General features: G+C 50.5%; 23 protein-coding genes. 10 read left to right on the forward strand and 13 right to left on the reverse strand.

Annotated elements, in window-relative coordinates; all coding sequences use genetic code 11:
• Positions 1-95 precede the first annotated feature (95 nt).
• The 9 genes from ABLV66_RS19420 to bolA form a co-directional block, all read right to left on the reverse strand.
• Positions 96-497: a YbgC/FadM family acyl-CoA thioesterase gene (locus ABLV66_RS19420; protein ID WP_020079469.1), complete on the reverse strand. Its 402-nt coding sequence runs from the start codon at positions 495-497 to the stop codon at positions 96-98.
• Between the two features lie 110 nt (positions 498-607).
• Positions 608-973 (reverse strand): helix-hairpin-helix domain-containing protein, encoded by a 366-nt coding sequence (locus ABLV66_RS19425; protein ID WP_045390835.1) that lies wholly within the window; start codon positions 971-973, stop codon positions 608-610.
• A gap of 148 nt (positions 974-1,121) precedes the next feature.
• Complete coding sequence (gene ppiD, locus ABLV66_RS19430) at positions 1,122-2,996, reverse strand: peptidylprolyl isomerase (RefSeq protein ID WP_348876119.1); 1,875 nt, start codon at positions 2,994-2,996, stop codon at positions 1,122-1,124.
• A 214-nt stretch (positions 2,997-3,210) separates the two neighbouring features.
• Positions 3,211-3,483: a nucleoid-associated protein HU-beta gene (hupB, locus tag ABLV66_RS19435; RefSeq protein WP_002444653.1), complete on the reverse strand. Its 273-nt coding sequence runs from the start codon at positions 3,481-3,483 to the stop codon at positions 3,211-3,213.
• A gap of 206 nt (positions 3,484-3,689) precedes the next feature.
• Positions 3,690-6,044 (reverse strand): endopeptidase La, encoded by a 2,355-nt coding sequence (gene lon, locus ABLV66_RS19440; protein WP_015367948.1) that lies wholly within the window; start codon positions 6,042-6,044, stop codon positions 3,690-3,692.
• A gap of 183 nt (positions 6,045-6,227) precedes the next feature.
• Positions 6,228-7,502, reverse strand: coding sequence for an ATP-dependent protease ATP-binding subunit ClpX (gene clpX / locus ABLV66_RS19445; RefSeq protein WP_015704591.1), 1,275 nt, complete (start codon positions 7,500-7,502; stop codon positions 6,228-6,230).
• A gap of 134 nt (positions 7,503-7,636) precedes the next feature.
• Positions 7,637-8,260: an ATP-dependent Clp endopeptidase proteolytic subunit ClpP gene (clpP, locus tag ABLV66_RS19450; RefSeq protein ID WP_003021624.1), complete on the reverse strand. Its 624-nt coding sequence runs from the start codon at positions 8,258-8,260 to the stop codon at positions 7,637-7,639.
• Positions 8,261-8,571: 311 nt separating this feature from the next.
• Complete coding sequence (gene tig, locus ABLV66_RS19455; RefSeq protein ID WP_015367952.1) at positions 8,572-9,870, reverse strand: trigger factor; 1,299 nt, start codon at positions 9,868-9,870, stop codon at positions 8,572-8,574.
• Positions 9,871-10,215: 345 nt separating this feature from the next.
• Positions 10,216-10,533 carry a transcriptional regulator BolA gene (gene bolA / locus ABLV66_RS19460; RefSeq protein ID WP_015367954.1) on the reverse strand — a complete coding sequence of 106 codons (318 nt, stop codon included), beginning with the start codon at positions 10,531-10,533 and terminating at the stop codon, positions 10,216-10,218.
• Between the two features lie 381 nt (positions 10,534-10,914).
• On the opposite strand from bolA, the gene ABLV66_RS19465 reads away from it, so the two are divergent.
• The 10 genes from ABLV66_RS19465 to ABLV66_RS19510 all read left to right on the forward strand — a co-directional run bounded on the left by ABLV66_RS19465 (position 10,915) and on the right by ABLV66_RS19510 (position 21,009).
• The gene (locus ABLV66_RS19465; RefSeq protein ID WP_045390841.1) at positions 10,915-11,493 is read left to right on the forward strand and encodes a lipoprotein; all 579 of its coding nucleotides are present in this window, start codon (positions 10,915-10,917) and stop codon (positions 11,491-11,493) included.
• Between the two features lie 44 nt (positions 11,494-11,537).
• Entirely contained in the window at positions 11,538-13,013 is a 1,476-nt protein-coding gene (ampG, locus tag ABLV66_RS19470) for a muropeptide MFS transporter AmpG (RefSeq protein ID WP_348876120.1), read from the forward strand.
• Positions 13,014-13,493: 480 nt separating this feature from the next.
• Positions 13,494-14,438, forward strand: coding sequence for a cytochrome o ubiquinol oxidase subunit II (cyoA, locus tag ABLV66_RS19475; RefSeq protein WP_015704588.1), 945 nt, complete (start codon positions 13,494-13,496; stop codon positions 14,436-14,438).
• A 19-nt stretch (positions 14,439-14,457) separates the two neighbouring features.
• Positions 14,458-16,449, forward strand: a complete 1,992-nt coding sequence (gene cyoB, locus ABLV66_RS19480) for a cytochrome o ubiquinol oxidase subunit I (RefSeq protein ID WP_047068076.1) — start codon at positions 14,458-14,460, stop codon at positions 16,447-16,449.
• On the forward strand, positions 16,439-17,050 hold the full coding sequence (locus ABLV66_RS19485; RefSeq protein WP_015704586.1) for a cytochrome o ubiquinol oxidase subunit III: 612 nt from the start codon (positions 16,439-16,441) through the stop codon (positions 17,048-17,050). Before cyoB ends, ABLV66_RS19485 begins: the two co-directional genes overlap by 11 nt.
• Positions 17,050-17,379: a cytochrome o ubiquinol oxidase subunit IV gene (locus ABLV66_RS19490; protein WP_015704585.1), complete on the forward strand. Its 330-nt coding sequence runs from the start codon at positions 17,050-17,052 to the stop codon at positions 17,377-17,379. The genes ABLV66_RS19485 and ABLV66_RS19490 overlap by 1 nt, the downstream gene beginning before the upstream one ends.
• Positions 17,380-17,390: 11 nt before the next feature.
• Entirely contained in the window at positions 17,391-18,278 is an 888-nt protein-coding gene (gene cyoE / locus ABLV66_RS19495) for a heme o synthase (protein ID WP_045390845.1), read from the forward strand.
• A 239-nt stretch (positions 18,279-18,517) separates the two neighbouring features.
• Entirely contained in the window at positions 18,518-18,850 is a 333-nt protein-coding gene (locus ABLV66_RS19500) for a hypothetical protein (protein WP_045390848.1), read from the forward strand.
• Positions 18,851-19,051: 201 nt separating this feature from the next.
• The gene (locus ABLV66_RS19505; RefSeq protein ID WP_047044459.1) at positions 19,052-20,419 is read left to right on the forward strand and encodes an MFS transporter; all 1,368 of its coding nucleotides are present in this window, start codon (positions 19,052-19,054) and stop codon (positions 20,417-20,419) included.
• Positions 20,420-20,682: 263 nt separating this feature from the next.
• Positions 20,683-21,009: a hypothetical protein gene (locus ABLV66_RS19510; protein WP_047044462.1), complete on the forward strand. Its 327-nt coding sequence runs from the start codon at positions 20,683-20,685 to the stop codon at positions 21,007-21,009.
• 46 nt (positions 21,010-21,055) lie between these two features.
• On the opposite strand, the gene ABLV66_RS19515 is transcribed toward ABLV66_RS19510, so the two are convergent.
• From ABLV66_RS19515 to ABLV66_RS19530, 4 genes are read right to left on the reverse strand one after another with little or no spacing between them, the layout of a single operon-like run.
• Positions 21,056-22,114 (reverse strand): YcdU family protein, encoded by a 1,059-nt coding sequence (locus tag ABLV66_RS19515; protein WP_348876122.1) that lies wholly within the window; start codon positions 22,112-22,114, stop codon positions 21,056-21,058.
• Positions 22,053-22,982 (reverse strand): ACP S-malonyltransferase, encoded by a 930-nt coding sequence (locus ABLV66_RS19520; RefSeq protein ID WP_348876124.1) that lies wholly within the window; start codon positions 22,980-22,982, stop codon positions 22,053-22,055. The genes ABLV66_RS19515 and ABLV66_RS19520 overlap by 62 nt, the downstream gene beginning before the upstream one ends.
• 13 nt (positions 22,983-22,995) lie before the next feature.
• Positions 22,996-24,327: a hypothetical protein gene (locus tag ABLV66_RS19525; protein WP_348876167.1), complete on the reverse strand. Its 1,332-nt coding sequence runs from the start codon at positions 24,325-24,327 to the stop codon at positions 22,996-22,998.
• A gap of 53 nt (positions 24,328-24,380) precedes the next feature.
• The gene (locus tag ABLV66_RS19530) at positions 24,381-25,169 is read right to left on the reverse strand and encodes an outer membrane lipoprotein-sorting protein (RefSeq protein WP_047044472.1); all 789 of its coding nucleotides are present in this window, start codon (positions 25,167-25,169) and stop codon (positions 24,381-24,383) included.
• Position 25,170: the final 1 nt, after the last annotated feature.

The following is a 25,170-nucleotide window of genomic DNA, read 5'->3' on the forward strand; positions in this document are numbered from 1 at the left end:
AAGGCGCGTCAGGCGCCGCCTCCGGGAATCGATTAGCACGAAGCCTGAGTTCAACCTCACCTACAGGTTCACCGCTCTCCGCGGTCCGGCTGTTGTTAGCGTAAATTCATCTGGTCGAGCTTTTCGCGCAACTCCCCTTCCAGCGGCTGCGCCTTCTGCGTTTTCAGATCAATGCAAACAAAGGTAATCAGCGCATCGGCCACCACTTCACCGTTAGGATTAAGGGTCACCACCTGACTTAAGGTGCCGCTTTTACCGTTCAACTGCTCCAGCTTACTGGTCACGGTAAGTACATCCCCGAGTACCGCCGGGCGGCGATAATTGATATTGATATTGACCACTACAAAAGCGATGTTATGGCTGGTCATCCAGTGAAACGCCGGGCTACTCTCCAGCCCATCCCAGCGCGCCTCTTCGAGAAACTCCAGATAACGAGCATTGTTAACGTGCTGGTAAACGTCCAGATGATAACCGCGAACTTTAATTTGAGTCTGCATAGCGCACATGCCTTACTATTATTGTTGTTAATCAGGTAAGAGGTCACACCAGATGGCATAACCTCTTTAGCATGGCAAAGATTTGCCACTGTGCAAACAAGCGGGTGAAATTAGAGCGTCAGATGTGACAGATTTCTCTCTACCAGCGAACTGCCCATCCCCGGAACCTGTTTAAGATCGTCGAGAGTCTTAAACGGCCCATACTCTTCGCGGTAGCTGACGATTGCCTGCGCTTTCTTGAGCCCAACGCCGTTCATGGCCTGTGCTAGCTCCTCCGCGCTGGCATTATTGATGCTGACCCGCGCGCCGACGTTATCGGTCGTTTTTCCTTCCTCCGGCATTTTCGTCTGCGGCGCCTGAATAGTCTCTTTTGCCGATGCCGCCTTGCCGCTCGCCGATGCCGCCAGCGCCCCCTGAGAACCCGCCGTACAAGCCAGCAACACGGCGACAATAACCATTTTCATTCCTCTGTTCATGCTGTTATCTCCTTGTTTGTAGACAGCAAGGTCACGATAGCGGCTGCGAAAACGGAGTACAAAAGGCAGATTGCGGAAATGGAAAAGGCCGCGAAAGCGGCCTTTGAATATTGCATCGCGTTACCTCGTTTTGCGAGGCGGCGCGAAATTATTGCTGCTGGTCGACGAGGTCGCCAAGCTTGATTTTGGCGTCTTTACGCAGGTTGCTCATCAGCGCTTCGAATGCGATTTGCGCATTATTCTGGGTAATACCCTGCACCATCGCTTTCTTCTGCTCTTCTGGCATAGAACCCGCTTTCACTTCATCAAGCGCCAACAATACTACGTTGCCTTTGGCATCGTTGCCCACGCCGTAGCTCGCTTTATCTTTCTGCGGCAGCGGCAGGGAGAAGGCTGCCTGGCTCAGCGGATCCTGACCGGTACGGGACAGCGTCTGCGCCGCGCCGAAGCTCAGGCCGGCGGCTTTCATCGCTTCATCGCCTTTGCCCGCTTTCAGGTCGGCCAACAGTTTATCGGCATCCAGTTTCGCCTGCTGTTCCGCTTTGTTGCGCTTCACGATATCAGTCACCTGCGCTTTCACTTCCGCCAGCGGTTTAACGCTTTCCGCTTTGTGCTCGCTAATACGCAGGACAAAGGCGCGATCGCCGTCAACGGTAATGATGTCGGAGTTATTACCCGGCGCGCCGTTTTCACCCACCAGACCGCCATTAAAGATAGCATCGGCAACCGGCTTGAAGTTCAGCTCTTCCGGTAAGTTGTTACGACCGAACCAGCCGGTCTCAACCACTTTCAGGCCGGCGACCTGCGCGGCCCCCGCCAGAGATTCGTTATCGTTGCTAGCCGCATCGCTAACCTTCTGCTGTAGCGCGTAGTAAGCATCCAGCGCTTTTTCCTGCTTCACTTTTGCCGCGATGTCGTTACGCACGTCGGCCAGCGGTTTGACCTGCGCTGGCTGAACATTGTCCAGGCGCGCCACCAGGAAACCTACGGAAGATTTAATCACCCCGGAAAGCTGGCCTTTGTCTTTCAGGCCGGCATCTTTCAGCTCAGGCACGGTGGAAGCCTCTTCCATCCAGCCCATATCGCCGCCGTTACGCGCGGAGATGATGTCGGTCGATTTCTCTTTTGCCAGCGTGGCGAAGTCGGCGCCTTTTTGCAGTTCGGCCAGTACCGCTTTCGCATCAGCTTCAGTTTTAGTCTGAATCACGCTGTAGCGATTACGCTGCGGCTGAGTGAATTGATCTTTATGCTGGTCGTACCATGACTGAATTTCTTCGTCAGAGGCGTTTTCCTGCATGCTGGCGGCATCCATCTTGATGTAGCTCACGCGGAACTGCTCCGGCGCCATAAAACGGGCCTGGTTCTGCTGCCAGAAGGCGTTAATCTCTTCATCGCTAACGGTCTGTTTCGCCGCCAGAGCGTTAACATCGATAGTCGCTTCACGAACCACGCGCTGCTGGGAGACCAGCGCCGCCAGTTGATCGGACTCGCCCGGCAACATGAAATCGGTACCGGCTACCGCGTTGATCAGCTGCTGCGTGGTCAGCTGATTACGCAGCGCTTGCGCGTATTGATCGGTGGTCATGCCCATTTGATTCACGATACCGGTGAAACGTTCGTTATCAAACTTGCCGTTTGACTGGAAGGCCTGGGTCTGGAAGATGGCCTGTTTCACCTGGTCGTCGCTGATGCTAAGGCCCAGTTGACGAGCATACTGGTCCAGCAGCGATTCGTCGATCAGGCGGTTCAACACCTGCTGACGCATGGTCTTCATGTAGTTTTCGTTGGCCGCCAGTTCGGAGAACTGATCGCCTAGCTGCTGCTGCATGCGGTTACGCTCGCTGGCAACGGCATTTTCAAACTGCGCGCGGCCAATCTCCTGACCATTCACTTTTGCGGCATAGTTGTTGCCGCCGCCAATCAGGTAACCACTCACCCCGGTCAAAATGAACGAGACGATAATGATACCGAAAATAATCTTGAGCACGACGCTGTTGGCGGCCGTGCGTAGGTTGTCCATCATGGTGTAACAACGCTCCGCTGTAGATGACTTTTGCTCGCGCAGCATAGCACGTGATGGCTGCCGCGCGTGAGGACGTATTTTGACAAGAAAACAGGGCAATTGTCAGCCCACAAGTGCGCATAAACACACATAAAGTCGCGTTCTGGACAAATAAAAAAGGCACATCTCGCGATGCGCCCTTGTACTTCGTCACATTCCCTGACGGGAGAGCCGATTAGTTTACCGCGTCTTTCAGCGCTTTACCTGCACGGAAGCCCGGTACTTTAGCGGCAGCAATGGTAATTTCTTTACCTGTTTGTGGGTTGCGACCAGTACGGGCAGCTCGCTCTTTAACAGCAAAAGTACCGAACCCTACCAGCGCAACGTCATCCCCAGCTTGCAGAGATTCAGTAACAGAAGCGATCAAAGCATCTAACGCACGTCCAGCTGCAGCTTTAGAAATGTCCGCACCCGCAGCAATTTTGTCAATCAGTTGAGATTTATTCACTGTTCTCTTCCTCTCTTTATAATTTATATCGCACCAGAATCCTTCATGGCGCGACCGCGCAGCAGTTATATCAGGACTGTCATGCCCTTACAACAGAGTTGTCGATGACCCCTGCCAGCGATCTAAGTTAGCTACACAAAAAAAGGCTGGCAAGTACGAATTTACTTACCAGCCCCACTTTTCTTAACGCTATTTGCGCGATATCACTATTTTGCGCTTACAACCTGCATGCCAAACGGTTCATTTTGCAGAGCAAGTGTCAGAACTTCCTCGATTCGCTGTACCGGATGGATATCCAAATCGGCGATAACGTTTTCCGGAATTTCTTCAAGGTCACGCTTGTTTTCGTAAGGAATCAGAACAGTCTTAATGCCCCCACGATGCGCCGCCAGCAGTTTTTCCTTCAGACCGCCGATCGGCAGCACCTGGCCGCGCAGGGTGATTTCCCCTGTCATCGCCACATCGGCGCGTACCGGGTTACCGGTCAGACAAGAAACCAACGCGGTGCACATCGCCGTACCGGCGCTCGGACCATCTTTTGGCGTTGCCCCTTCCGGTACGTGCACGTGAATATCGCGTTTTTCGTAGAAGTCCGGATTGATACCGAGCTTCTCAGCACGCGCGCGCACCACGGTCAGCGCAGCCTGAATCGACTCCTGCATGACTTCGCCAAGTGAACCGGTATAGGTTAACTTGCCCTTGCCCGGAACGCAGGCGGTTTCGATGGTCAGCAGATCGCCGCCCACTTCCGTCCACGCCAGACCGGTCACCTGACCTACGCGGTTTTCACTATCCGCACGGCCATAGTCAAAGCGCTGCACGCCAAGATAATCATGCAGATTTTCACCGTTAATCTCGATGTGTTTCAGCGACTTATCCAGCAACAGCTGTTTAACGGCCTTACGACACAGTTTGGAGATTTCACGCTCCAGGCTACGAACGCCCGCTTCACGGGTGTAGTAACGAATAATGCCGATAATGGCGCTATCGTCGACCGTCAGCTCGCCTTTTTTCAGCGCGTTGCGTTCGATCTGCTTCGGCAGCAGGTGGCGCTTAGCAATGTTCAGTTTTTCATCTTCGGTATAACCGGAGAGACGAATGACTTCCATACGGTCCAACAGCGGAGCCGGAATATTCATGGAGTTGGAGGTCGCCACGAACATGACGTCGCTGAGATCGTAGTCCACTTCCAGATAGTGGTCGTTAAAGGCCACGTTCTGTTCCGGGTCCAGTACTTCCAGCAACGCTGAGGCCGGATCGCCGCGCATGTCGGAGGACATTTTGTCGATCTCATCCAGCAGGAACAGCGGGTTTTTCACCCCGACTTTCGCCATTTTCTGGATCAGTTTACCCGGCATGGAGCCAATATAGGTACGGCGGTGACCACGGATTTCCGCTTCATCACGCACGCCGCCCAACGCCATGCGCACGTACTTACGCCCGGTGGCTTTGGCAATAGATTGACCCAGCGAGGTTTTACCTACCCCCGGCGGTCCAACCAGGCACAGGATCGGCCCTTTCAGCTTGTTAACGCGACTCTGCACCGCAAGATACTCAAGGATGCGGTCCTTGACTCGTTCCAGACCATAGTGGTCGGTATCGAGGATCTCCTGCGCCTGACGCAGATCTTTTTTGACCTTGCTGCGAGCATTCCACGGCACCTGCACCATCCAGTCGATGTAGCCGCGCACGACGGTGGCTTCCGCCGACATCGGGGACATCATCTTCAGCTTTTGCAGTTCCGCTTCGGTTTTTTCTTTCGCCTCTTTCGGCATCTTCGCCGCGTCGATCTTACGCTTCAGCGCTTCGTTTTCGTCCGGGGCGTCATCCATCTCGCCGAGCTCTTTCTGGATGGCTTTCATTTGCTCATTCAGATAATACTCACGCTGAGATTTTTCCATCTGCTTTTTCACGCGGTTGCGAATGCGTTTCTCAACCTGCAGCAGATCGATTTCAGATTCCATCATCGCCATCAGATATTCCAGACGTTCGTTCACGTCGGACATCTCCAGCACGGACTGTTTGTCCGCCAGCTTAAGCGGCATATGCGCAGCGATGGTATCCGCCAGACGTGCGGGATCGTCGATGCTATTCAGCGACGTCAGCACTTCCGGTGGGATTTTTTTGTTCAGCTTGATGTAGCCTTCAAACTGGCTGATAGCCGTACGCACCAGCACTTCCTGCTCACGCTCTTCAATGACCGGAGAAGCAAGGTACTCTGCTTTGGCGGAGAAGTGTTCGCCGTTATCGGACAGCGCAGTAATACGCGCACGCTGCAAGCCTTCCACCAGCACTTTCACGGTGCCATCAGGCAGCTTCAGCATTTGCAAAATTGACGCCACGGTCCCGACGGTGAAAAGATCGTTTACACCCGGCTCATCCGTCGACGCTTCTTTCTGTGCGACCAGCATGATTTTTTTATCATGGTCCATGGCCGCTTCCAGACAACGGATAGATTTTTCCCGCCCTACAAACAGGGGTATGACCATGTGCGGATAAACCACCACATCGCGCAACGGCAATACGGGGATTTCAATGCGTTCAGAACGCTCAGGATTCATAGAGCTCTCTCTTAGTTTAAAGTCCGCCAGGTAGCCGACGACACCTTCATTAACGCGTCGCCGTTAATATGTAATCCAGTATATGGGGATGTATTCCATACATTCAACGGCGGGAACACAGGAAAAATAAAAGGGGGGATAAAATCCCCCCTTTTTGCTTAACTGCTTGTGTCGATTGGCGAATTATTCGCCAGATGCCTGCTGCGCTTCCGGCTTGCCGTAGATCAGCAGCGGTTTGCTCTGACCTTCGATTACCGACTCGTCAATCACCACTTTTTCGACATCTTCCATGGACGGCAGATCGTACATGGTGTCGAGCAGCGCGGCTTCAACGATTGAACGCAGGCCACGGGCGCCGGTTTTACGCGCCATCGCTTTCTTCGCGATCGCATCCAACGCTTCATCACGGAACTCCAGCTCCGCGCCTTCGAGGCCAAACAGCGCCTGATACTGCTTAGTCAGGGCGTTTTTCGGCTCTTTCAGGATCTGAATCAGCGCTTCTTCACTCAGTTCATTCAGCGTCGCGACAACCGGCAGACGGCCGATAAATTCCGGGATCAGACCAAACTTGATCAGATCTTCCGGCTCGACCTGCGCCAGCAGTTCACCTTCGCTGGCTTTGTCAGATTTCGCTTTAACCGTCGCGCCAAAACCAATGCCGGAGCCGGTTTCTACGCGGTGGGAAATCACTTTGTCCAGGCCGGCGAACGCGCCACCGCAGATAAACAGAATCTTGGAGGTATCAACCTGCAGGAACTCCTGCTGCGGATGTTTACGTCCGCCCTGCGGCGGAACAGCGGCTACGGTGCCTTCGATAAGCTTCAACAGCGCCTGCTGAACGCCTTCGCCGGACACGTCGCGGGTAATCGACGGGTTATCCGATTTACGGGAAATTTTGTCGATTTCATCGATGTACACGATGCCGCGCTGCGCTTTCTGCACATCGTAATCGCATTTCTGCAGCAGCTTCTGAATGATGTTTTCTACGTCTTCACCCACGTAACCCGCTTCGGTCAGGGTGGTGGCATCGGCCATGGTAAACGGAACATCCAACAGACGCGCCAGCGTTTCCGCCAACAGGGTTTTACCGGAACCGGTCGGCCCGATCAGCAGAATGTTGCTTTTACCCAGTTCTACGCCGTTGCTGGTATCGCCGTTACGCAGACGTTTGTAGTGGTTGTATACCGCCACTGCCAGCACTTTTTTCGCCTGTTCCTGGCCGATAACATAATCGTCCAGGTGATGGCGAATTTCGTGCGGCGTCGGCAGCGCGCTGCGCTCACGATGCGGAGCGACTTCTTTAATCTCTTCGCGAATGATGTCGTTACATAAATCAACGCATTCGTCGCAGATATACACGGACGGCCCGGCGATCAGCTTACGCACTTCATGCTGGCTTTTGCCGCAAAAAGAGCAGTACAACAGTTTGCCCGAACCATCTTTGCGTTTATCTGTCATGAGTCCAAACCTCTTCTTAAGTTCTTTGTGCCGCAGATGACGACGCAAATGCCATTCTCAGGCGCAAGTCGCGGTGACGCGTTGTGCCGCCCAGTTGTTAAAACAAGTATAGCGGCACCCTTACGCCACGGGCATCAATTACGATGGGTCAAGATGGAATCTACCAGTCCGTATTCCACCGCTTCCGACGCCGACAGGAAGCGATCGCGCTCGGTATCACGCTCGATCTGCTCAAGGGATTGACCCGTGTGATGCGCCATCAGTTCATTCATGCGCCCTTTCACTTTCAGAATTTCACGGGCGTGGATTTCGATATCCGTCGCCTGACCCTGATAGCCGCCCAGCGGCTGGTGAATCATCACGCGGGAGTTCGGCAGGCAGAAACGCTTGCCTTTCGCCCCAGCGGTCAGCAGGAAAGCCCCCATCGAAGCCGCCTGCCCCATACAGATAGTGCTGACATCCGGCTTGATGAACTGCATGGTGTCGTAAATTGACATCCCGGCGGTGATCACGCCGCCCGGAGAGTTAATGTACAGGTAAATATCTTTTTCTGGATTTTCCGCTTCCAGAAACAGCATCTGCGCCACGATCAGATTAGCCATGTGGTCTTCCACCTGGCCGGTCAGGAAAATAACGCGTTCCTTGAGCAGACGGGAATAGATATCAAAAGAACGTTCACCGCGTGAGGTCTGTTCAATGACCATCGGCACCAGGGCCATATGGGGTGCAAAGTTATCTCGTTCGCCACTGTATGACATTTCCGTCTCCTGGATTAATTTTGAAAAAACCTGCTGCACTGATTGTAACCTTATGGACGGATTATCAGCCAGAGTTTCTATCCGCAGGGCACTGATACGTTGAGCTGGTCATTATTTCTGACGCTGCGGATGCAGATACGTCACCCGGTTATGGGGATGGCGCAGCCATAATTCAAGCATAACAACCTTTTGGAGTAACGCTATCACTGAAAATGTGTTTTAGCACTCATCCTAAGCCTATCATTGCAATAAAAAAACCCGCAGCCTTTCGGCAACGGGTTTTTGCGCGAACTTTAAACAGCCCGGCGGAATTACGCCTGCTGGTTCATCAGTTCGTTGAAGGAAGTGGCTTTTTCAGACACTTTAGCTTTCGCCAGCACGGCTTCAACAGCCTGCTCTTCCAGCGCGACGTTGCGCATGTTGTCCATCAGCTCTTTGTTCTTGCTGTAGAACTCAACCACTTCTGACGGATCTTCGTATGCGGAAGCCATCTCTTCGATCAGGCCTTTCACGCGCTCTTCGTCAGCTTTCAGCTCGTTGGTGCGAATCACTTCGCCCAGCAGCAGGCCAACAACTACGCGACGTTTAGCCTGCTCTTCGAACAGTTCGCGAGGTAGTTCCAGAGCCTGTTTCTCGTTACCGCCGAAACGCTGAGCAGCCTGACGACGCAGTACGTCGATTTCGCTGTCGATCAGGGCAGCAGGAACGTCGATGTCGTTCGCTTTCACCAGGCCTTCAATAGCCTGAGATTTAACGCGGTTACGCACGGCGCCTTTCAGCTCACGTTCCATGTTTTTACGCACTTCCGCGCGCAGACCTTCTACGGAACCATCTTCAACGCCGAAACGTTTGATGAATTCTGCAGTCAGTTCCGGCAGTTCGCGTTCTTCAACTTTTTTCAGGTTGATAACGAACTTAGCGGCTTTACCTTTCAGGTTTTCAGCGTGGTACTCTTCCGGGAAGGTCACGTCGATGGTGAATTCTTCGCCAGCTTTGTGGCCTTTAATACCGTCTTCGAAGCCCGGGATCATACGGCCCTGGCCCATCGCCAGTACGAAGTCAGACGCTTTACCGCCTTCGAACTCTTCGCCGTCTACGGAACCGGTGAAGTCGATGGTAACGCGATCTTCAGCGTCAACGGCGCCTTCTTTTTCTTTCCAGTTCGCCTGCTGCTTACGCAGGGTGTCGAGCATGCCGTCAACGTCAGCGTCGGTAACTTCAACAACCGGTTTTTCAACTTCGATTGCGTCCAGACCTTTCAGCTCAACTTCCGGATACACTTCGAACTCTACCGCGTAGGTGAAGTCTTCGCCCAGCTTGTATTCGCCCGGAACGTAGTTCGGCGCGCCGGCCGGATTAATTTTCTCTTTGATGATCGCGTCAACGAAATGACGGCTCATCAGGTCGCCCAGCACGTCCTGGCGAACGGAAGCGCCATAACGCTGAGCAACAACATTCATCGGCACTTTGCCTTTACGGAAGCCGTCAATGCGAACTTTTTTCGCTACGTTGACCAGCTCGCTTTTGACAGCATTCTCGATGCTGTCAGCGGCGATAGTAATCGTTACACGGCGCCCAAGGCCCTGAGTGGTTTCAACTGAAACTTGCATCTTGTTACCTCAAAAAAATCACAGTGCTCGGTCAACTCTGGAAGCGCGTGTAGGTGGCTTCGCAGAACCGGGATGCCCTCTTCAAATCAGAAACACATTCCCTGTCGTCAGAATCATCCCGAAGACATTCATATATAAGACGCGGCATTATAGCGGCATCACTTTTGTGAGTCGAGAACGGTTGTCGCCTACTGCTGCGGCGTTTTTCACATTTCCCGCTCAAATTTGTCTGCAAAAGCGCGAACTTTGCGCATTTTCCAGGCAAAAGAAAACGGCCCGCAGGCCGTTTTTGCTAAATCTTCACGCAACATACTGGAAAAGCGCCAGCGGTTGCAAATGTGATTTTTACGCGATGCTCCCCGCTCCGCGGCATGGCGGAGAGGCAAAGACGGTATCCTGTAGCCCTTCCCACTCTTTAATCGTGTAAGTATGCAGCGCCAGGGCGTGCACGGTGCTTGACAGCTCCTCGGTCAACGTACCATAAATCATACGATGACGATTAAGGAAACGTTCGCCGGTGAAGCGGTCGCTCACCAACACCACTTTAAAATGACTTTCAGAGCCCGCGGGGACGTTGTGCCGATAGCTTTCATCCACGACTTCCAGATACATCGGGTCGAACGCTGCTCTTAGTTTTGCTTCGATCTGCTCACGTATCATCATGAATTTTCTCCTCCGACAACGCTGAGATGCCGCCTTTCCCTTTAAATGTTAGCCGCTTTTACCGCTTCCATTGGCAGAAAACAACAAAAAATTAGCATTCCTCTGATATTTTCACGCAAAAGTATCAGGTTTACTGATGATGAATGCTAAATCTCCCGGCCAAATCGCCACCGGAAATGGGACGAGGTCATAAAACGCACAACACGATGATTTTCCACTCGTAGCCACTTCCCCTCACCGTTGGCGATGTTATGATGGCGGGAATTTTCCTTAAACACCCTAACTACTTCGAGTTGCAGAAAAAAGCGCCCGCGATTCCCCGTAGCGCCTGAAACCTGAATTATGACGGGTATAACAACACCGTGCGTTGAGACCCTGAACATGCTGAAGAAAATTCTATTCCCGTTGGTCGCGATGTTTGTACTCGCAGGATGCGCCACCCCGCCGACGACCATTGAAGTATCGCCGAAAATCACCCTGCCGCAGCAGGATCCGAGCCTGATGGGCGTTACCGTCAGCATCAATGGCGCAGACCAGCGTACCGATCAGGCGCTGGCGAAAGTCACCCGCAACAACCAGTTGGTCACCCTGACCGCCTCTCGCGATCTGCGCTTCCTGCTGCAGGAAGTGCTTGAGAAGCAGATGACCGCGCGTGGCTACATGATTGGTCCGAATGGCGCCGTCGATCTGCAGATCATTGTTAACAAACTGTATGCTGACGTCTCGCAGGGCAACGTGCGTTACAACATCGCCACTAAAGCGGATATCGCCATCATCGCCACCGCCGCTAATGGCAACAAGATGACCAAAAACTACCGCTCCAGCTACTCCGTTGAGGGCGCTTTCCAGGCTTCCAACGAGAACATTGCAAACGCGGTTAATAGCGTGCTGACCGATACCATCGCCGATATGGCGCAGGACACCAGCATTCACGACTTCATCAAGCAAAACGCTCGTTAATTAAATAGCAGACCCGGTACTACGCCGGGTCTGCTCTATATGCCATGTCCAATCACTATTTGCGTATTTTTCAGCAGCCCAAATCAGCTATTTTGCTGATCCTTGGCTTTGCTTCTGGTTTACCTCTCGCGCTGACCTCCGGCACGCTGCAAGCGTGGATGACCGTCGAAAATATCGATTTAAAAACTATCGGCTTCTTCTCTCTCGTCGGACAGGCATACGTATTTAAATTTTTGTGGTCGCCATTAATGGACCGCTACACGCCGCCGTTTTTAGGCCGTCGCCGCGGCTGGCTGCTGACGACGCAGATAGCGCTACTCGTCGCCATCGCCGCGATGGGCTTTCTTGAACCCGCAACGCAGTTGCGCTGGATGGCGGCGTTGGCTGTGGTTATCGCTTTTTGCTCCGCCTCGCAGGATATCGTCTTTGATGCCTGGAAAACCGACGTCCTCCCGGCGGAAGAGCGCGGCGCCGGTGCGGCCATCAGCGTGCTCGGCTATCGCCTGGGGATGCTGGTATCCGGAGGGTTAGCGCTCTGGCTGGCCGACCGTTGGCTGGGCTGGCAAGGTATGTACTGGCTGATGGCCGCGTTACTTATTCCATGCATTATCGCCACGCTGTTAGCGCCGGAGCCAAGCGACGTCATTCCGGTGCCCAAATCTCTTGAACAGGCCGTCGCCGCGCCGCTGCGCGATTTCTTCGGTCGCAACAACGCCTGGCTTATCCTGCTGTTAATTGTCCTTTATAAGCTCGGTGATGCCTTCGCCATGAGCCTGACCACCACTTTCCTTATACGCGGCGTCGGTTTTGATGCCGGCGAAGTCGGAATGGTGAATAAAACGTTGGGCCTGTTCGCCACCATCGTCGGCGCACTCTACGGCGGCGTACTGATGCAGCGCCTGACGCTGTTCCGCGCCCTGCTGATCTTTGGCCTGCTGCAGGGAGCCTCCAACGCCGGATACTGGATCCTCTCGGTAACCGATAAACATCTTTATTCGATGGCGGCGGCGGTATTTTTTGAAAACCTGTGCGGCGGGATGGGCACCGCGGCATTTGTCGCGCTGTTAATGACGCTATGCAACAAGTCGTTTTCCGCCACTCAGTTCGCGCTGCTGTCGGCACTGTCGGCGGTGGGTCGCGTTTACGTTGGTCCGATTGCCGGCTGGTTTGTTGAAGCGAACGGCTGGCCGACGTTTTATCTTTTCTCCGTCGTAGCCGCCGTGCCGGGGATTTTGCTCCTGCTTCTGTGTCGGCGTACGCTGGAATATACGCAGCGAACGGAAAGCTTCTTGCCGCGCACGCAATACCCGCAAACTTATGCTCTGGCGCTGGTTATCCTGGCGGTAGGTTGTTTGATGCTGGCGATATGGCTGCTGCTGTTGGCGATGAACGCGCTGGATTACACCTCTTTTTCCTTCCTGCCAGGCCTGCTGGAAGTCGCCGCATTGACCGCTATCGGTGGTATTTTGCTCGGCGCGATTCTGGACTATATGGCGCTACGCAAAACGCAGCTGTTTTAATTTTCGCCAAACCGTTAATAGCCGTTTTAATTACCTGATGTAATTATAACGGCTTATTAGCGATTTTATTTTTCCTGAGAACTGATTTGTTGTTTTGTGCGTTTTAGATTTCTGGAAATTATTGACAATTTTTACGCGATTCTTTAATTAATTTAACCGATTCAGCAGCGTTACTTTATTTTAACGTTTTCTTTATGTCTTTTATTTGATAATTAATTGTTAATTATTTGTGTTATTTTTACTATGTTTATATCCGTATCCCCATAAGCATTCCCTTTCTTATCCCTTTCGTTATAGATCCAGCGTAAATCAGGCTTTGCAAGCAATTACGTCACATTCCGTAACATATGTGACAATCCAAGCAGAACCCGCTAACACAGAACTGACACAGATCCAATCGTGTTTACAGTAATGCAACCTTACCGTAAAATGCCCGTACACTTTAAACGCCACCAGATCCCGTGGAATTGAGGTCGTTCAATGAGACTCAGGAAATACAATAAAAGTTTGGGATGGATGTCATTAATCGCAGGTACTGTATTACTCAGTGGTTGTGATTCTGCGCTCCTCGACCCAAAAGGACAGATTGGACTGGAGCAACGCTCTTTGATTCTGACGGCATTCGGCCTGATGATGATTGTCGTTATTCCCGCCGTCTTAATGGCAGTAGGATTTGCCTGGAAGTATCGCGCGAGCAATAAAGATGCGAAGTATAGCCCGAACTGGTCACACTCCAACAAAGTTGAAGCTGTGGTCTGGACGGTTCCTATTCTGATCATCCTGTTCCTGGCCGTTCTGACCTGGAAAACCACTCACGCTCTGGAGCCAAGCAAACCGCTTGTCCACGACGAGAAAGCAATCACCATCGAAGTTGTATCGATGGACTGGAAATGGTTCTTTATTTACCCGGAACAGGGTATCGCTACCGTCAACGAAATCGCCTTCCCGGCGAACGTACCGGTACACTTTAAAGTCACTTCCAACTCCGTGATGAACTCGTTCTTTATTCCGCGCTTAGGTAGCCAGATTTATGCGATGGCCGGGATGCAGACTCAGCTGCACCTCATTGCTGATGAAGCAGGCACTTATGACGGTATCTCCGCAAGCTATAGTGGCCCGGGCTTCTCTGGTATGAAGTTCAAGGCTATCGCCACCCCAGATCGTGCAACCTTCGATCAGTGGGTAGCAAAAGCGAAACAGTCCCCGAACTCCATGGACTCCATGGCTGCATTCGACAAAGTGGCTGTGCCTAGCGAAAACAACAAAGTGGAATACTTCTCTAACGTGAAACCGGATTTGTTCAAAGATGTTGTTAACAAATTCATGTCTCACGAGAGCATGAACATGTCTAAACCTGAAGGCGAGCACGCTGCGCACGAAGGGATGGAAGGCATGGACATGAGCCACGCGGAAACCGCTCACTAAGGGGCCGAGGAAGAAAACGATGTTCGGAAAACTTACACTGGATGCAGTGCCCTACCACGAACCAATTATCGTGGTAACGGTTGCTGCAATCATCGTCGGGGGACTGGCGATACTGGCAGCGATCACTTACTTCGGTAAGTGGTCCTACCTATGGAATGAGTGGCTGACGTCCGTCGACCACAAACGTCTCGGTATCATGTACGTTATCGTGGCAATCGTCATGCTGCTGCGTGGCTTTGCTGACGCCGTTATGATGCGTAGCCAGCAGGTGCTGGCCTCTGCCGGGGAAGCAGGATTCCTGCCGCCTCATCACTACGATCAGATCTTTACCGCCCACGGCGTTATCATGATCTTCTTCGTGGCAATGCCGTTTGTTATCGGCCTGATGAACCTGGTGGTTCCGCTTCAGCTCGGCGCACGCGACGTTGCTTTCCCGTTCCTCAACAACCTGAGCTTCTGGTTCACCGTTGTGGGCGTAATTCTGGTTAACCTGTCTCTGGGCGTCGGTGAGTTCGCACAGACCGGTTGGCTGGCGTATCCGCCGCTTTCGGGAATTGAATACAGTCCTGGCGTAGGGGTCGATTACTGGATTTGGGCGCTGCAGCTCTCCGGTATCGGTACTACCCTGACCGGTATCAACTTCTTTGTGACCATTATCAAGATGCGTGCCCCTGGCATGACCATGTTCAAGATGCCGGTATTCTCCTGGGCATCTCTGTGCGCCAACATCCTGATTATCGCCTCCTTCCCAATTCTGACCGTCACCGTCGCGCTGCTGACCCTGGACCGCTACCTGGGCACCCATTTCTTTACCAACGATATGGGTGGCAACATGATGATGTACATCAACCTGATTTGGGCCTGGGGTCACCCGGAAGTGTACATTCTGGTTCTGCCGGTATTCGGGGTCTTCTCCGAAGTCGCAGCGACCTTCTCGCGTAAACGTCTGTTTGGTTACACCTCGCTGGTGTGGGCAACCGTCTGTATTACCGTTCTGTCGTTCATCGTTTGGCTGCACCACTTCTTCACCATGGGTGCCGGCGCGAACGTAAACGCCTTCTTCGGTATTACCACTATGATTATCGCAATCCCGACCGGGGTTAAGATCTTCAACTGGCTGTTCACCATGTACCAGGGCCGCATCGTCTTCAACTCGGCGATGATGTGGACTATCGGCTTCATCGTTACCTTCTCCGTTGGTGGGATGACCGGTGTTCTGCTGGCGGTACCGGGCGCGGACTTCGTACTGCACAACAGTCTGTTCCTGATTGCGCACTTCCATAACGTCATCATCGGCGGTGTGGTATTCGGTTGCTTCGCAGGTCTGACCTACTGGTGGCCGAAAGCCTTTGGTTTCACCCTGAACGAAACCTGGGGTAAACGCGCATTCTGGTTCTGGATCATCGGCTTCTTCGTGGCATTTATGCCGCTGTACGTGCTGGGCTTCATGGGTATGACCCGTCGTCTGAGCCAGGACATCGACCCGCAGTTCCACTCCATGCTGGTAGTTGCAGCATGCGGCGCGGCGCTGATCGCTTGCGGTATCCTGTGCCAGCTGATTCAGTTCTACGTTTCTATCCGCGATCGCGATCAGAACCGTGACCTGACCGGCGACCCATGGGGCGGCCGTACTCTGGAGTGGGCAACCTCTTCTCCACCGCCGTTCTATAACTTCGCAGTCGTTCCTAACGTTCACGAACGTGACGCGTTCTGGGAAATGAAAGAAAAAGGCGAAGCGTACAAGCAACCTGCGCATTATGAAGAAATTCATATGCCGAAAAACAGCGGCGCGGGCATCATCATTGCTGCATTCGCAACGGTGTTTGGCTTCGCGATGATCTGGCATATCTGGTGGATGGCGATTGTTGGTTTCGCTGGCATCGTTGTGACCTGGATTATCAAGAGCTTTGACGAGGACGTGGATTACTACGTACCGGTTGCGGAAGTCGAAAAACTGGAAAAACAGCATTTCGATGAGATTAACAAAGCAGGGCTGAAAAATGGCAACTGATACTCTTGCGCACAATGCCCACGCGCATGAACACGGGCACCATGATACAGGACCGATGAAAGTCTTCGGTTTCTGGATCTACCTGATGAGCGACTGCATTATCTTCGCTACGCTGTTCGCAACCTATGCCGTTCTGGTGAACGGCACGGCTGGCGGCCCGGCGGGTAAAGATATTTTTGAACTGCCGTTCGTTCTGGTTGAAACCGCACTGCTGTTATTCAGCTCCATCACCTATGGCATGGCGGCTATCGCCATGTACAAAAACAACAAGAGCCAGGTCGTTTCCTGGCTTGCCCTCACCTTCCTCTTCGGTGCAGGGTTCGTTGGGATGGAAATCTATGAATTCCATCACCTGATTGTTGAAGGGATGGGTCCGGACCGTAGCGGCTTCCTGTCAGCGTTCTTCGCGCTGGTTGGTACCCACGGTCTGCACGTCACCTCCGGTCTGCTGTGGATGGCGGTGCTGATGGTTCAGGTATCCCGTCGCGGCCTGACCAGCACTAACCGTACCCGTATTATGTGCCTGAGCCTGTTCTGGCACTTCCTGGACGTGGTGTGGATCTGCGTGTTCTCTGTTGTTTATCTGATGGGGGCGATGTAATGAGTCATTCTACCGATCATAGCGGCGCTTCTCACGGCAGCGTGAAGAGCTACATGACAGGATTCATCCTGTCGATCATTCTGACGGCAATCCCGTTTGCAATGGTTATGAGTGGCTCGGCCTCGCATGCAGCGATTCTGGGAACCATCCTGGTCACGGCTGTGGTGCAGATTCTGGTACACCTGGTGTACTTCCTGCACATGAACAGTAAATCTGACGAAGGTTGGAACCTGACCGCGTTTATCTTCACCGTAATCATCATTGCTATCGTAGTTGTCGGCTCCATCTGGATTATGTGGAACCTCAACTACAACATGATGATGCACTAAGAGCGGCGAGTATGTTTAAGCAATACCTGCAAGTAACGAAACCAGGCATCATTTTTGGCAACCTGATCTCCGTGATCGGCGGTTTCCTGCTGGCCTCCAAAGGCCACATCGACTATCCGCTGTTCGTCTGGACGCTCCTCGGAGTATCCCTGGTGGTCGCCTCGGGTTGTGTTTTCAACAACTACATCGACCGTGATATCGATCGTAAGATGGAACGGACGAAAAACCGGGTGCTGGTCAAAGGGCTGATCTCGCCAGAATCATCGCTGGTATACGCCACCTTGCTGGGTATTGCTGGCTTCATGCTGCTGTGGTTCGGCGCCAACCCGCTGGCTTGCTGGCTGGGCGTGATGGGGTTCGTGGTTTATGTCGGCGTCTACAGCCTGTACATGAAACGCCACTCCGTCTACGGCACGCTGATTGGCTCTCTCTCCGGCGCTGCGCCGCCGGTGATTGGCTACTGCGCGGTTACCGGTGATTTTGACAGCGGCGCGGCGATTCTACTGGCGATCTTTAGCCTGTGGCAGATGCCTCACTCCTACGCCATCGCGATCTTCCGTTTCAAGGATTATCAGGCGGCGAATATTCCGGTTCTGCCGGTAGTGAAAGGTATCTCCGTCGCGAAAAACCATATCACGCTGTACATCGTGGCCTTTGCCGTGGCAACGCTGATGCTTTCTCTTGGGGGCTATGCCGGATACAAATATCTGGTCGTAGCGGCCGCAGTCAGCGTCTGGTGGCTTGGCATGGCATTACGTGGGTATAAAGTGGCGGATGATAAAGTCTGGGCACGTAAGCTGTTCGTCTTTTCCATCGTCGCCATCACTGCCCTGTCGGTGATGATGTCTGTCGATTTCATGGTCCCGGATTCACATAATCTGCTGGCTTACGTCAGATAAGATTACGCTTTATATGAAATGATAAAAGCCTCCGCAAGCGGGGGCTTTTTTATCTAGAGAAATTGCCCTCTCCCCTCCCCTTTTGCTTCATTTTCTTCACCTATTACGCTGTTAAAAATTGAGAAAAAAATGAGCATCGCTAACCGCCGCCTATCTCGCTCCATCACTGAAGTTAGTGCTAGCCTTATCTCGTAGGCAAACGCCTACATAAAACATGGATTTAACTGCAAGGAATAACAATGAAAGAATTAACATTCAACGAAATGGAATCTGTCTCAGGTGGTTTCAACCTGGTAAGCGCTGCAACTGGTTTCGCCAGCTTTGTCGCTAATTCCGCGGCAGGGTTTACCTCATTTGCGCTGACCTCCGGTCTGGCGTTTGCCTCTTTCGTCGGCGATAGCGCGATTGAATTTGGCAAGTTCCTTCTTGGGCAGACAAACTGGGAAAGCGTAGTCAGCACCGGTCAGGAAAACTGGGCAAACTTCGTTTCCACTGCTGGAAGCAGCTGGAACACTTTCGTGAATAACGCCGCAACCGACTGGAATAGCTTCCTGGATCAGGCTGCATCCTAATCGGTATAATGATCAGGGCAGATTTCATTTCTGCCCTTTCCGTTGTTTTTAATCTTTTATTTCGCTCTGCCCCCTTTTAGCCTCTGGTTCTCATCCCTTCTTCTATTACGCAACACAGTCGTAATATCTGCTAAACAAACATTTATTTACGCGTCCTTATCCCCCCACTACACTAGTCACAGTTTTTATATTGAGGTGGTAATGAACGATAACAAAATGACGCCAGGAGAACTGCGCGCAACCTGGGGTTTAGGGACCGTATTCTCACTGCGCATGCTCGGCATGTTTATGGTCCTGCCTGTTTTGACCACATATGGCATGGCGCTGCAGGGGGCTAGTGAAGCGCTGATTGGTTTAGCTATTGGCATTTACGGGCTCGCCCAGGCCGTCTTCCAGATCCCGTTTGGCCTCCTGTCTGACCGCATTGGCCGTAAACCGTTAATTATTGGTGGTTTGCTGATATTTGTTATCGGCAGCATCATCGCCGCGCTGACCGATTCTATCTGGGGCATTATTCTTGGCCGCGCGCTGCAGGGCTCTGGCGCTATCGCCGCCGCCGTCATGGCACTACTTTCTGATTTAACCCGCGAACAGAACCGTACCAAAGCCATGGCCTTCATTGGCGTCAGTTTTGGCGTGACCTTTGCTATCGCTATGGTGCTCGGCCCTATTGTCACTCACCAGTTAGGGTTGCATGCGCTATTCTGGATGATCGCTATTCTGGCCAGCCTCGGTATTTTGCTGACTCTATGGGTAGTACCAAATAGCCACAATCATGTACTGAACCGTGAATCTGGCATGGTAAAGGGCTGCTTCAGCAAAGTGCTTGCTGAACCTAAACTCCTCAAGCTGAACTTCGGCATTATGTGTCTGCACATCATGCTAATGTCGACTTTTGTTGCGCTGCCAGGACAACTGGAGGCCGCGGGTTTCCCGGCCGCCGAGCACTGGAAAATTTACCTGGTGACCATGGTCATTTCCTTTGTCGCCGTGGTGCCATTCATCATCTATGCGGAAGTGAAGCGCAAGATGAAACGTGTGTTTCTGTTCTGCGTCGCTCTTCTACTGATAGCTGAAATCGTGCTCTGGGGAGCAGGTGGCTATTTCTGGGAACTGGTCGCGGGCGTGCAGCTGTTCTTCCTCGCCTTTAACCTGCTGGAGGCATTGTTGCCTTCATTAATTAGCAAGGAATCACCAGCAGGTTATAAAGGCACGGCAATGGGTATTTACTCTACCAGCCAGTTTATCGGCGTGGCCATCGGTGGTGCCCTCGGCGGCTGGGTCGATGGTTTCTTTGATTCACAAACGGTGTTCCTGCTTGGGGCCCTGCTAGCAATGTTATGGCTGCTGGTTGCCAGTACGATGAGCGAACCACCTTACGTGAGCAGTCTCCGAGTTGAGATCCCGGACGAAGTCATCATTAATGATGAACTACAGCGCCGTCTGTTGTCGAAACCTGGCGTTGAGCAGGTCATGATTGTCGCTGAAGAACGTTCAGCCTACATAAAAATTGACAGCAAAGTGACCAACCGCTTCGAGGTTGAACAGGCTATTATCGCAACTTCGTAATCGCCCCCCATTTCTATGCTCTAAACAATAAGTTGAACGCGCGGCAACACAGAAGATACCTTCGGGTATCTTCTCTTATCAAACATGAATTGACGTAATAAGCCCCCATACTTTTCTAATTCTGTTTTGTGAAGTTTAATTCACATTAAAACTAATAGATCATTTAAATATTCACTATTATATAAAAAACCCTCTGATTAGTATATTGCCCGGTGTGCATAGGCACATCATTAACAATTCATTAATCTAGGATGGAATTAAAAATGAAAGAATTAACCGCAAACGAAATGGAATATGTCTCTGGTGCAGGCATTATCGACCTGCCTTGCGCTTTGGTTGATTTCACCGTTCAATCAGCGCTGGGCCTGGTAGCAGCAGGTATTAACGCAGGTATGATTCTGGCCTCCTCCGCTCTGGAAACCACTATTGATCTGGTTTCTAATATTCTTGGCGGTTCGCCATCTAGCCTGGGAAGCATTATAACTGACCATATCAACTCCCTGCTGTATGCTGAATCAGGGGTTTGGTCAAACTTTGTTTATAATGCTGCTACTGACTGGGGTGGTGTTGTTGAGGCCCTGCAGAGCTAAATAGCATATGGCCAGTCAGTTTTCTGACTGGCCATATTTTCTGATGTTAATTATTATTTTCGCCACATCTGAGATACATATCACATGCCGTCATGTAATCATCATGCCAGCGCCAGTAAACATGTAAATAAAAGTATCCCATCGCCGGTATCATGCATAAAATAAAATAGAAATAAAAATACATTTCCCACCCTAATAATTTCAGCAACAGGCTAAAAATTACGATCCATAACAGTTGAAGAATAAATAAAATAACTAACCGCAACCATAGCGATTTCCTATACATTACGGTAAATGGGATAGTTTTAGCCAGGTTCACATCAAACTCTTTCTGAAAAAGCCGTCCTAAAAAAGTATAACGCCTGGATGGGTGAGCAAAAATCAAATTAACTGCCAGTATCGCTGAACAAAGAATCAGCATAGCAACTATCAACTTTGCAGACAAAAAACCATTGGATAAGGAAAAATCTTCATCCTCGATTAAGGGGCTGATAACCAGAAAACTGGTCATAAAAGTTACGGTAACATTTAAGCAAGCATAATGATGGAGATTACGGTATCTAAGCGTATACACAGTTGCCTGCTGTAACTGTTTGACGTAACAATTCCTGGCGAACCAGCACATCATATAGACTATTATCGGCACAAAGATGACAATACAGACCATCGCGAGAATGCTTGAAAAGAAGAGTAGAAATCCCTTCACAACCAGATAGCACCCTAGTAAACAGCAAGCTGTAGCAACAAGCGGATGCCATAGTATGGCCTCACATTGCGAATACTTTTTTCCCTGAAACCAAGAAAAGTTGATATTTTTTATCGCATATTTGTAAGCCCAATACGCTTTAAGTTCATAAACAAAGCTAAACATAGTTAACGAAAAAATGGCGCTGACAGGGAATGCATCTTCCACGGTCAAAAGATACCCTCTGTTTTTCACGTAGAATGCAATCAGCATCGTACAAATAAAGTACAAATAGGGTAAAAGCGAACGATCCTGTCGACGAATAAAAGTTAAATAATCCGGAATCATGCTAGCCTCGTTACGCCCCCAATATTTTTCGACAATGAATAAAATACTCTGCCGAGAAATCATCGAAATCATTTAGTAATTGTCCAAGATACGCTTTATTGCTGATTTCAACGAACCTGACGACGGGAGTGTGTTGTAAAAAAGCAGTCATAGATGCTGTCCATTGTACGGTATGGGTCAAATGCAACGATAAGTTGTTTTTAATTATCTCAGGGTCACCTTCTTCGCGCCCGGTAACATTCATTAGTACAGGATAATTTGGCCGTACCATTTCCACCACCTCCAGGGCATCCCGCATAAGCTGAACTCCTTCAGCCATTAGTGGCGTGTGCCAGGCACCGCTAACGCCCAACTTAACCGTTTCCAGGCCTGCTCCCATGAGTACCCCGGCGAATTCGCTTAAATCTGGCAGCGTTCCGCCAACCACCTGCTGAAAGGGACTATTATCACAACTCACCACAACCGGGCTTGCGGAATCGTTAATCAACTGGCTTATCGTTTGATAATCGGCACCTCTCACCGCTAGCATTGCGCCTTTACGAATATGACTTAAATCATCCATGATAGTTGAGCGCGCTGATATTAGTTTGAACACATTCTCCAGCGTTAAAGCGCCGGCCGCGTAGAGTGCGCTATATTCACCAACACTATGCCCACATGAACCCACGATGTGAGCGTCAGAGAATTGCTCAGCATAAAGACTATAGAGCGTAACGTTGATAGCCGTCACCGCTGCCTGCTGTGTCGTCGTTCTCACCAGACGATTCATTGGCCCTTTCAGACATAACCGACGAAGATCCAACCCTGTTACATCACTAGCGCAATCCCAGATTTGTCTGGTGGTTGCGTTTAGATCCCATAAATCTGATCCCATTCCAATTACAGGATTTCCCTGACCGGCGAAAATAAGCACCAATGGTTGCTCTGATAACTTTGTCATAGACAATATATCCTTATAAATAGTATTTAAATCCAATATAGACTCCGAGGGTCTCGCCAAAAAGTGCGAACTCAGAATCACGATGACCTAATGCGCTATAAAACCCCGAATAAATCTCTACCCGTTCGCCCAACCCTTTTACCGGCTTGATATAATGGGTGCCAATTAATGCACTACCATCAACTAAGTTCATCACCAGATAGGGCTGAAAAGTTGAATGATCTGTATTCTTTAAACTTAGCCACGAATTAATATAATGTCGTCCTTGTAACATCCCTTTATTTCCTGTATTACTTATTTCTGACCCCATCAGATATTTATAATCATCAAATACTTTGTCTAAACTGGACAAGCCAGTTTTATTACTTAATAGTTTAATAAAGTCGGTCTGCTCTCGCCATGCCGCTTTTGAGTATCCTTCACTCTGATAATAGTATTCGATACCTAATACACTAAAAAGGTCAGTGGTATACTGGCCGCCAACGGCTAATTCATAGTTTTTTTTATCATCCTGAGCATAAAGCGATGAAGGATATTTTCCAGATAATACTGCATCTCGTTTTTCACGGGAAAAATGCCGCCACTGTTGATTTTTGTGTAAAGCCGCCTCTACGTTGACAACAAACTGAGGAGTTATATTGTAGCTATCCGCCAGGGCCAACGAAGGTGAATCGCCAAGCATCACATCTGCTGCCAGTCGATGATTAGCAAGTCGATAATCGGAGTAACTTAATAAATAATACTCACTGCTGTTGCTCCGTTGATTGGCTGTCCAGTTGCTGGATGACTCATAATATTCATCAATACTCGCCAATTTGGGTATGATGGTAAATGAGAATGCATAATCGCGGAACTCTTCTGAGATCCGCCCTCCCCAAAACGGCTCATTATAGGTGGAGTTAAATCCGGGGTCGAATATTCTGGTAGGTTTAAATCCGGCATAATAAGTCGTCAACAATGCTGCAGGCGATCTTAAATGAAAAGCGCCGGAATGCGGTCTAAGTTTTCCGCCTTCGAGACTGACGTTTTCAGATAATGTTGCGTTCAGCTTTAGCCTATCGATTAATATTTTAGAGCGACTATCATCTTCTTCGAATGGCCCCACCTCGTTCATCGGATGATATCCAAAGCCATATAATGAAAAATCCACAGCCAACACATCATCAATAATGTCACAAGAGCTAGAGACGTTAAGTGAAATATTATTATAGGCGTTATCAGTGGTATACGGGTTAGATCCACTGATGCGCCATAGAGACTCATTTTTATGTGTAAAGGATGTTTGCCCCATCAAAACCAATTGACCATTTTGTTGTATTTCATCCGCGGTAAGACAATCTGCCATCCCCAACAACGGTATTAATGTTAGAATTGATAGTAATACGGCCCGAAGCAATTTCACTTTGCTTCCCTCTGAATGAACTCCTTCGTGAAGTGAAATTCTGGTAAGGACTCAAGGCGAACATTACTATACTTCATGACAGAATATCCCTTTTCATACCGAGTATTCTGCACAATAATTTCTGTTGGCCGGTACATTCCCAATACCATTTGATAGTTTTTATACAAAACACTCTTGAGTAATTGATTATCAAGTGAGTAATATGATGCCTTAAATGGTCGATACTCGGCGTTTTTTTCTACCAGGTAAATCACTTTTGGATAAGTAACGGCCTCAGATTTACGAATAAGAGACAACCGATAGCAGATTTTATCACCACAAGGCTCCTCACCCTCCAGCGTCGAATCATAGGCATATTCGAAGTTCGTTACGATAACATCACCATTAGAGATCTGGCCTATTAAGCGTTGTGAACGCGAAATGGGAACTGGCCTTCGAAGCTCAGGTGTATAAAACCATAAATCATACCAATCAGATAACATGACTTTACCTTTATCTCGCGGAGGATAAGTAAAGCGTATCAATGAACGAGCGTCAGCTTTAATACCGTTCCTCGGCTTAATAAATCGCATTGAAATATCGAGAGATTGTTTATTTTCAGGTTCATCCACTCCCTCTTTAAACTCCAACACGGTCACTTCATAGCGGAAAGGTTCATTTGGTGAACGAACTTCATCCGCCCTGCGAATAATCTCCAGAGCCTGCTGATCAATTTTTGTCGCTTGCACTGCAGCTGAATGCAGTAATACTGCCAAATATAATAAATACCACATGCCAATTCTCATA

Source organism: Klebsiella sp. CN_Kp073 (assembly GCF_040065495.2).
Classification (GTDB): Bacteria; Pseudomonadota; Gammaproteobacteria; order Enterobacterales; family Enterobacteriaceae; genus Klebsiella; species Klebsiella aerogenes.

Bases quoted from the DNA above. Each gene is read 5' to 3' on its own strand.
- ABLV66_RS19420 (WP_020079469.1), bottom strand. From the start codon at position 497: ATGCAGACTCAAATTAAAGTTCGCGGTTATCATCTGGACGTTTACCAG.
- ABLV66_RS19515 (WP_348876122.1), bottom strand. From the start codon at position 22,114: ATGATTTCGATGATTTCTCGGCAGAGTATTTTATTCATTGTCGAAAAA.
- bolA (WP_015367954.1), bottom strand. From the start codon at position 10,533: ATGATGATACGTGAGCAGATCGAAGCAAAACTAAGAGCAGCGTTCGAC.
- ppiD (WP_348876119.1), bottom strand. From the start codon at position 2,996: ATGATGGACAACCTACGCACGGCCGCCAACAGCGTCGTGCTCAAGATT.
- ABLV66_RS19520 (WP_348876124.1), bottom strand. From the start codon at position 22,982: ATGACAAAGTTATCAGAGCAACCATTGGTGCTTATTTTCGCCGGTCAG.
- ABLV66_RS19500 (WP_045390848.1), top strand. From the start codon at position 18,518: ATGAAAGAATTAACATTCAACGAAATGGAATCTGTCTCAGGTGGTTTC.
- clpP (WP_003021624.1), bottom strand. From the start codon at position 8,260: ATGTCATACAGTGGCGAACGAGATAACTTTGCACCCCATATGGCCCTG.
- clpX (WP_015704591.1), bottom strand. From the start codon at position 7,502: ATGACAGATAAACGCAAAGATGGTTCGGGCAAACTGTTGTACTGCTCT.
- cyoA (WP_015704588.1), top strand. From the start codon at position 13,494: ATGAGACTCAGGAAATACAATAAAAGTTTGGGATGGATGTCATTAATC.
- ABLV66_RS19485 (WP_015704586.1), top strand. From the start codon at position 16,439: ATGGCAACTGATACTCTTGCGCACAATGCCCACGCGCATGAACACGGG.
- ABLV66_RS19465 (WP_045390841.1), top strand. From the start codon at position 10,915: ATGCTGAAGAAAATTCTATTCCCGTTGGTCGCGATGTTTGTACTCGCA.
- ampG (WP_348876120.1), top strand. From the start codon at position 11,538: ATGTCCAATCACTATTTGCGTATTTTTCAGCAGCCCAAATCAGCTATT.
- tig (WP_015367952.1), bottom strand. From the start codon at position 9,870: ATGCAAGTTTCAGTTGAAACCACTCAGGGCCTTGGGCGCCGTGTAACG.
- ABLV66_RS19530 (WP_047044472.1), bottom strand. From the start codon at position 25,169: ATGAGAATTGGCATGTGGTATTTATTATATTTGGCAGTATTACTGCAT.
- cyoB (WP_047068076.1), top strand. From the start codon at position 14,458: ATGTTCGGAAAACTTACACTGGATGCAGTGCCCTACCACGAACCAATT.
- ABLV66_RS19505 (WP_047044459.1), top strand. From the start codon at position 19,052: ATGAACGATAACAAAATGACGCCAGGAGAACTGCGCGCAACCTGGGGT.
- ABLV66_RS19525 (WP_348876167.1), bottom strand. From the start codon at position 24,327: ATGGCAGATTGTCTTACCGCGGATGAAATACAACAAAATGGTCAATTG.
- ABLV66_RS19490 (WP_015704585.1), top strand. From the start codon at position 17,050: ATGAGTCATTCTACCGATCATAGCGGCGCTTCTCACGGCAGCGTGAAG.
- ABLV66_RS19425 (WP_045390835.1), bottom strand. From the start codon at position 973: ATGAACAGAGGAATGAAAATGGTTATTGTCGCCGTGTTGCTGGCTTGT.
- cyoE (WP_045390845.1), top strand. From the start codon at position 17,391: ATGTTTAAGCAATACCTGCAAGTAACGAAACCAGGCATCATTTTTGGC.
- lon (WP_015367948.1), bottom strand. From the start codon at position 6,044: ATGAATCCTGAGCGTTCTGAACGCATTGAAATCCCCGTATTGCCGTTG.
- ABLV66_RS19510 (WP_047044462.1), top strand. From the start codon at position 20,683: ATGAAAGAATTAACCGCAAACGAAATGGAATATGTCTCTGGTGCAGGC.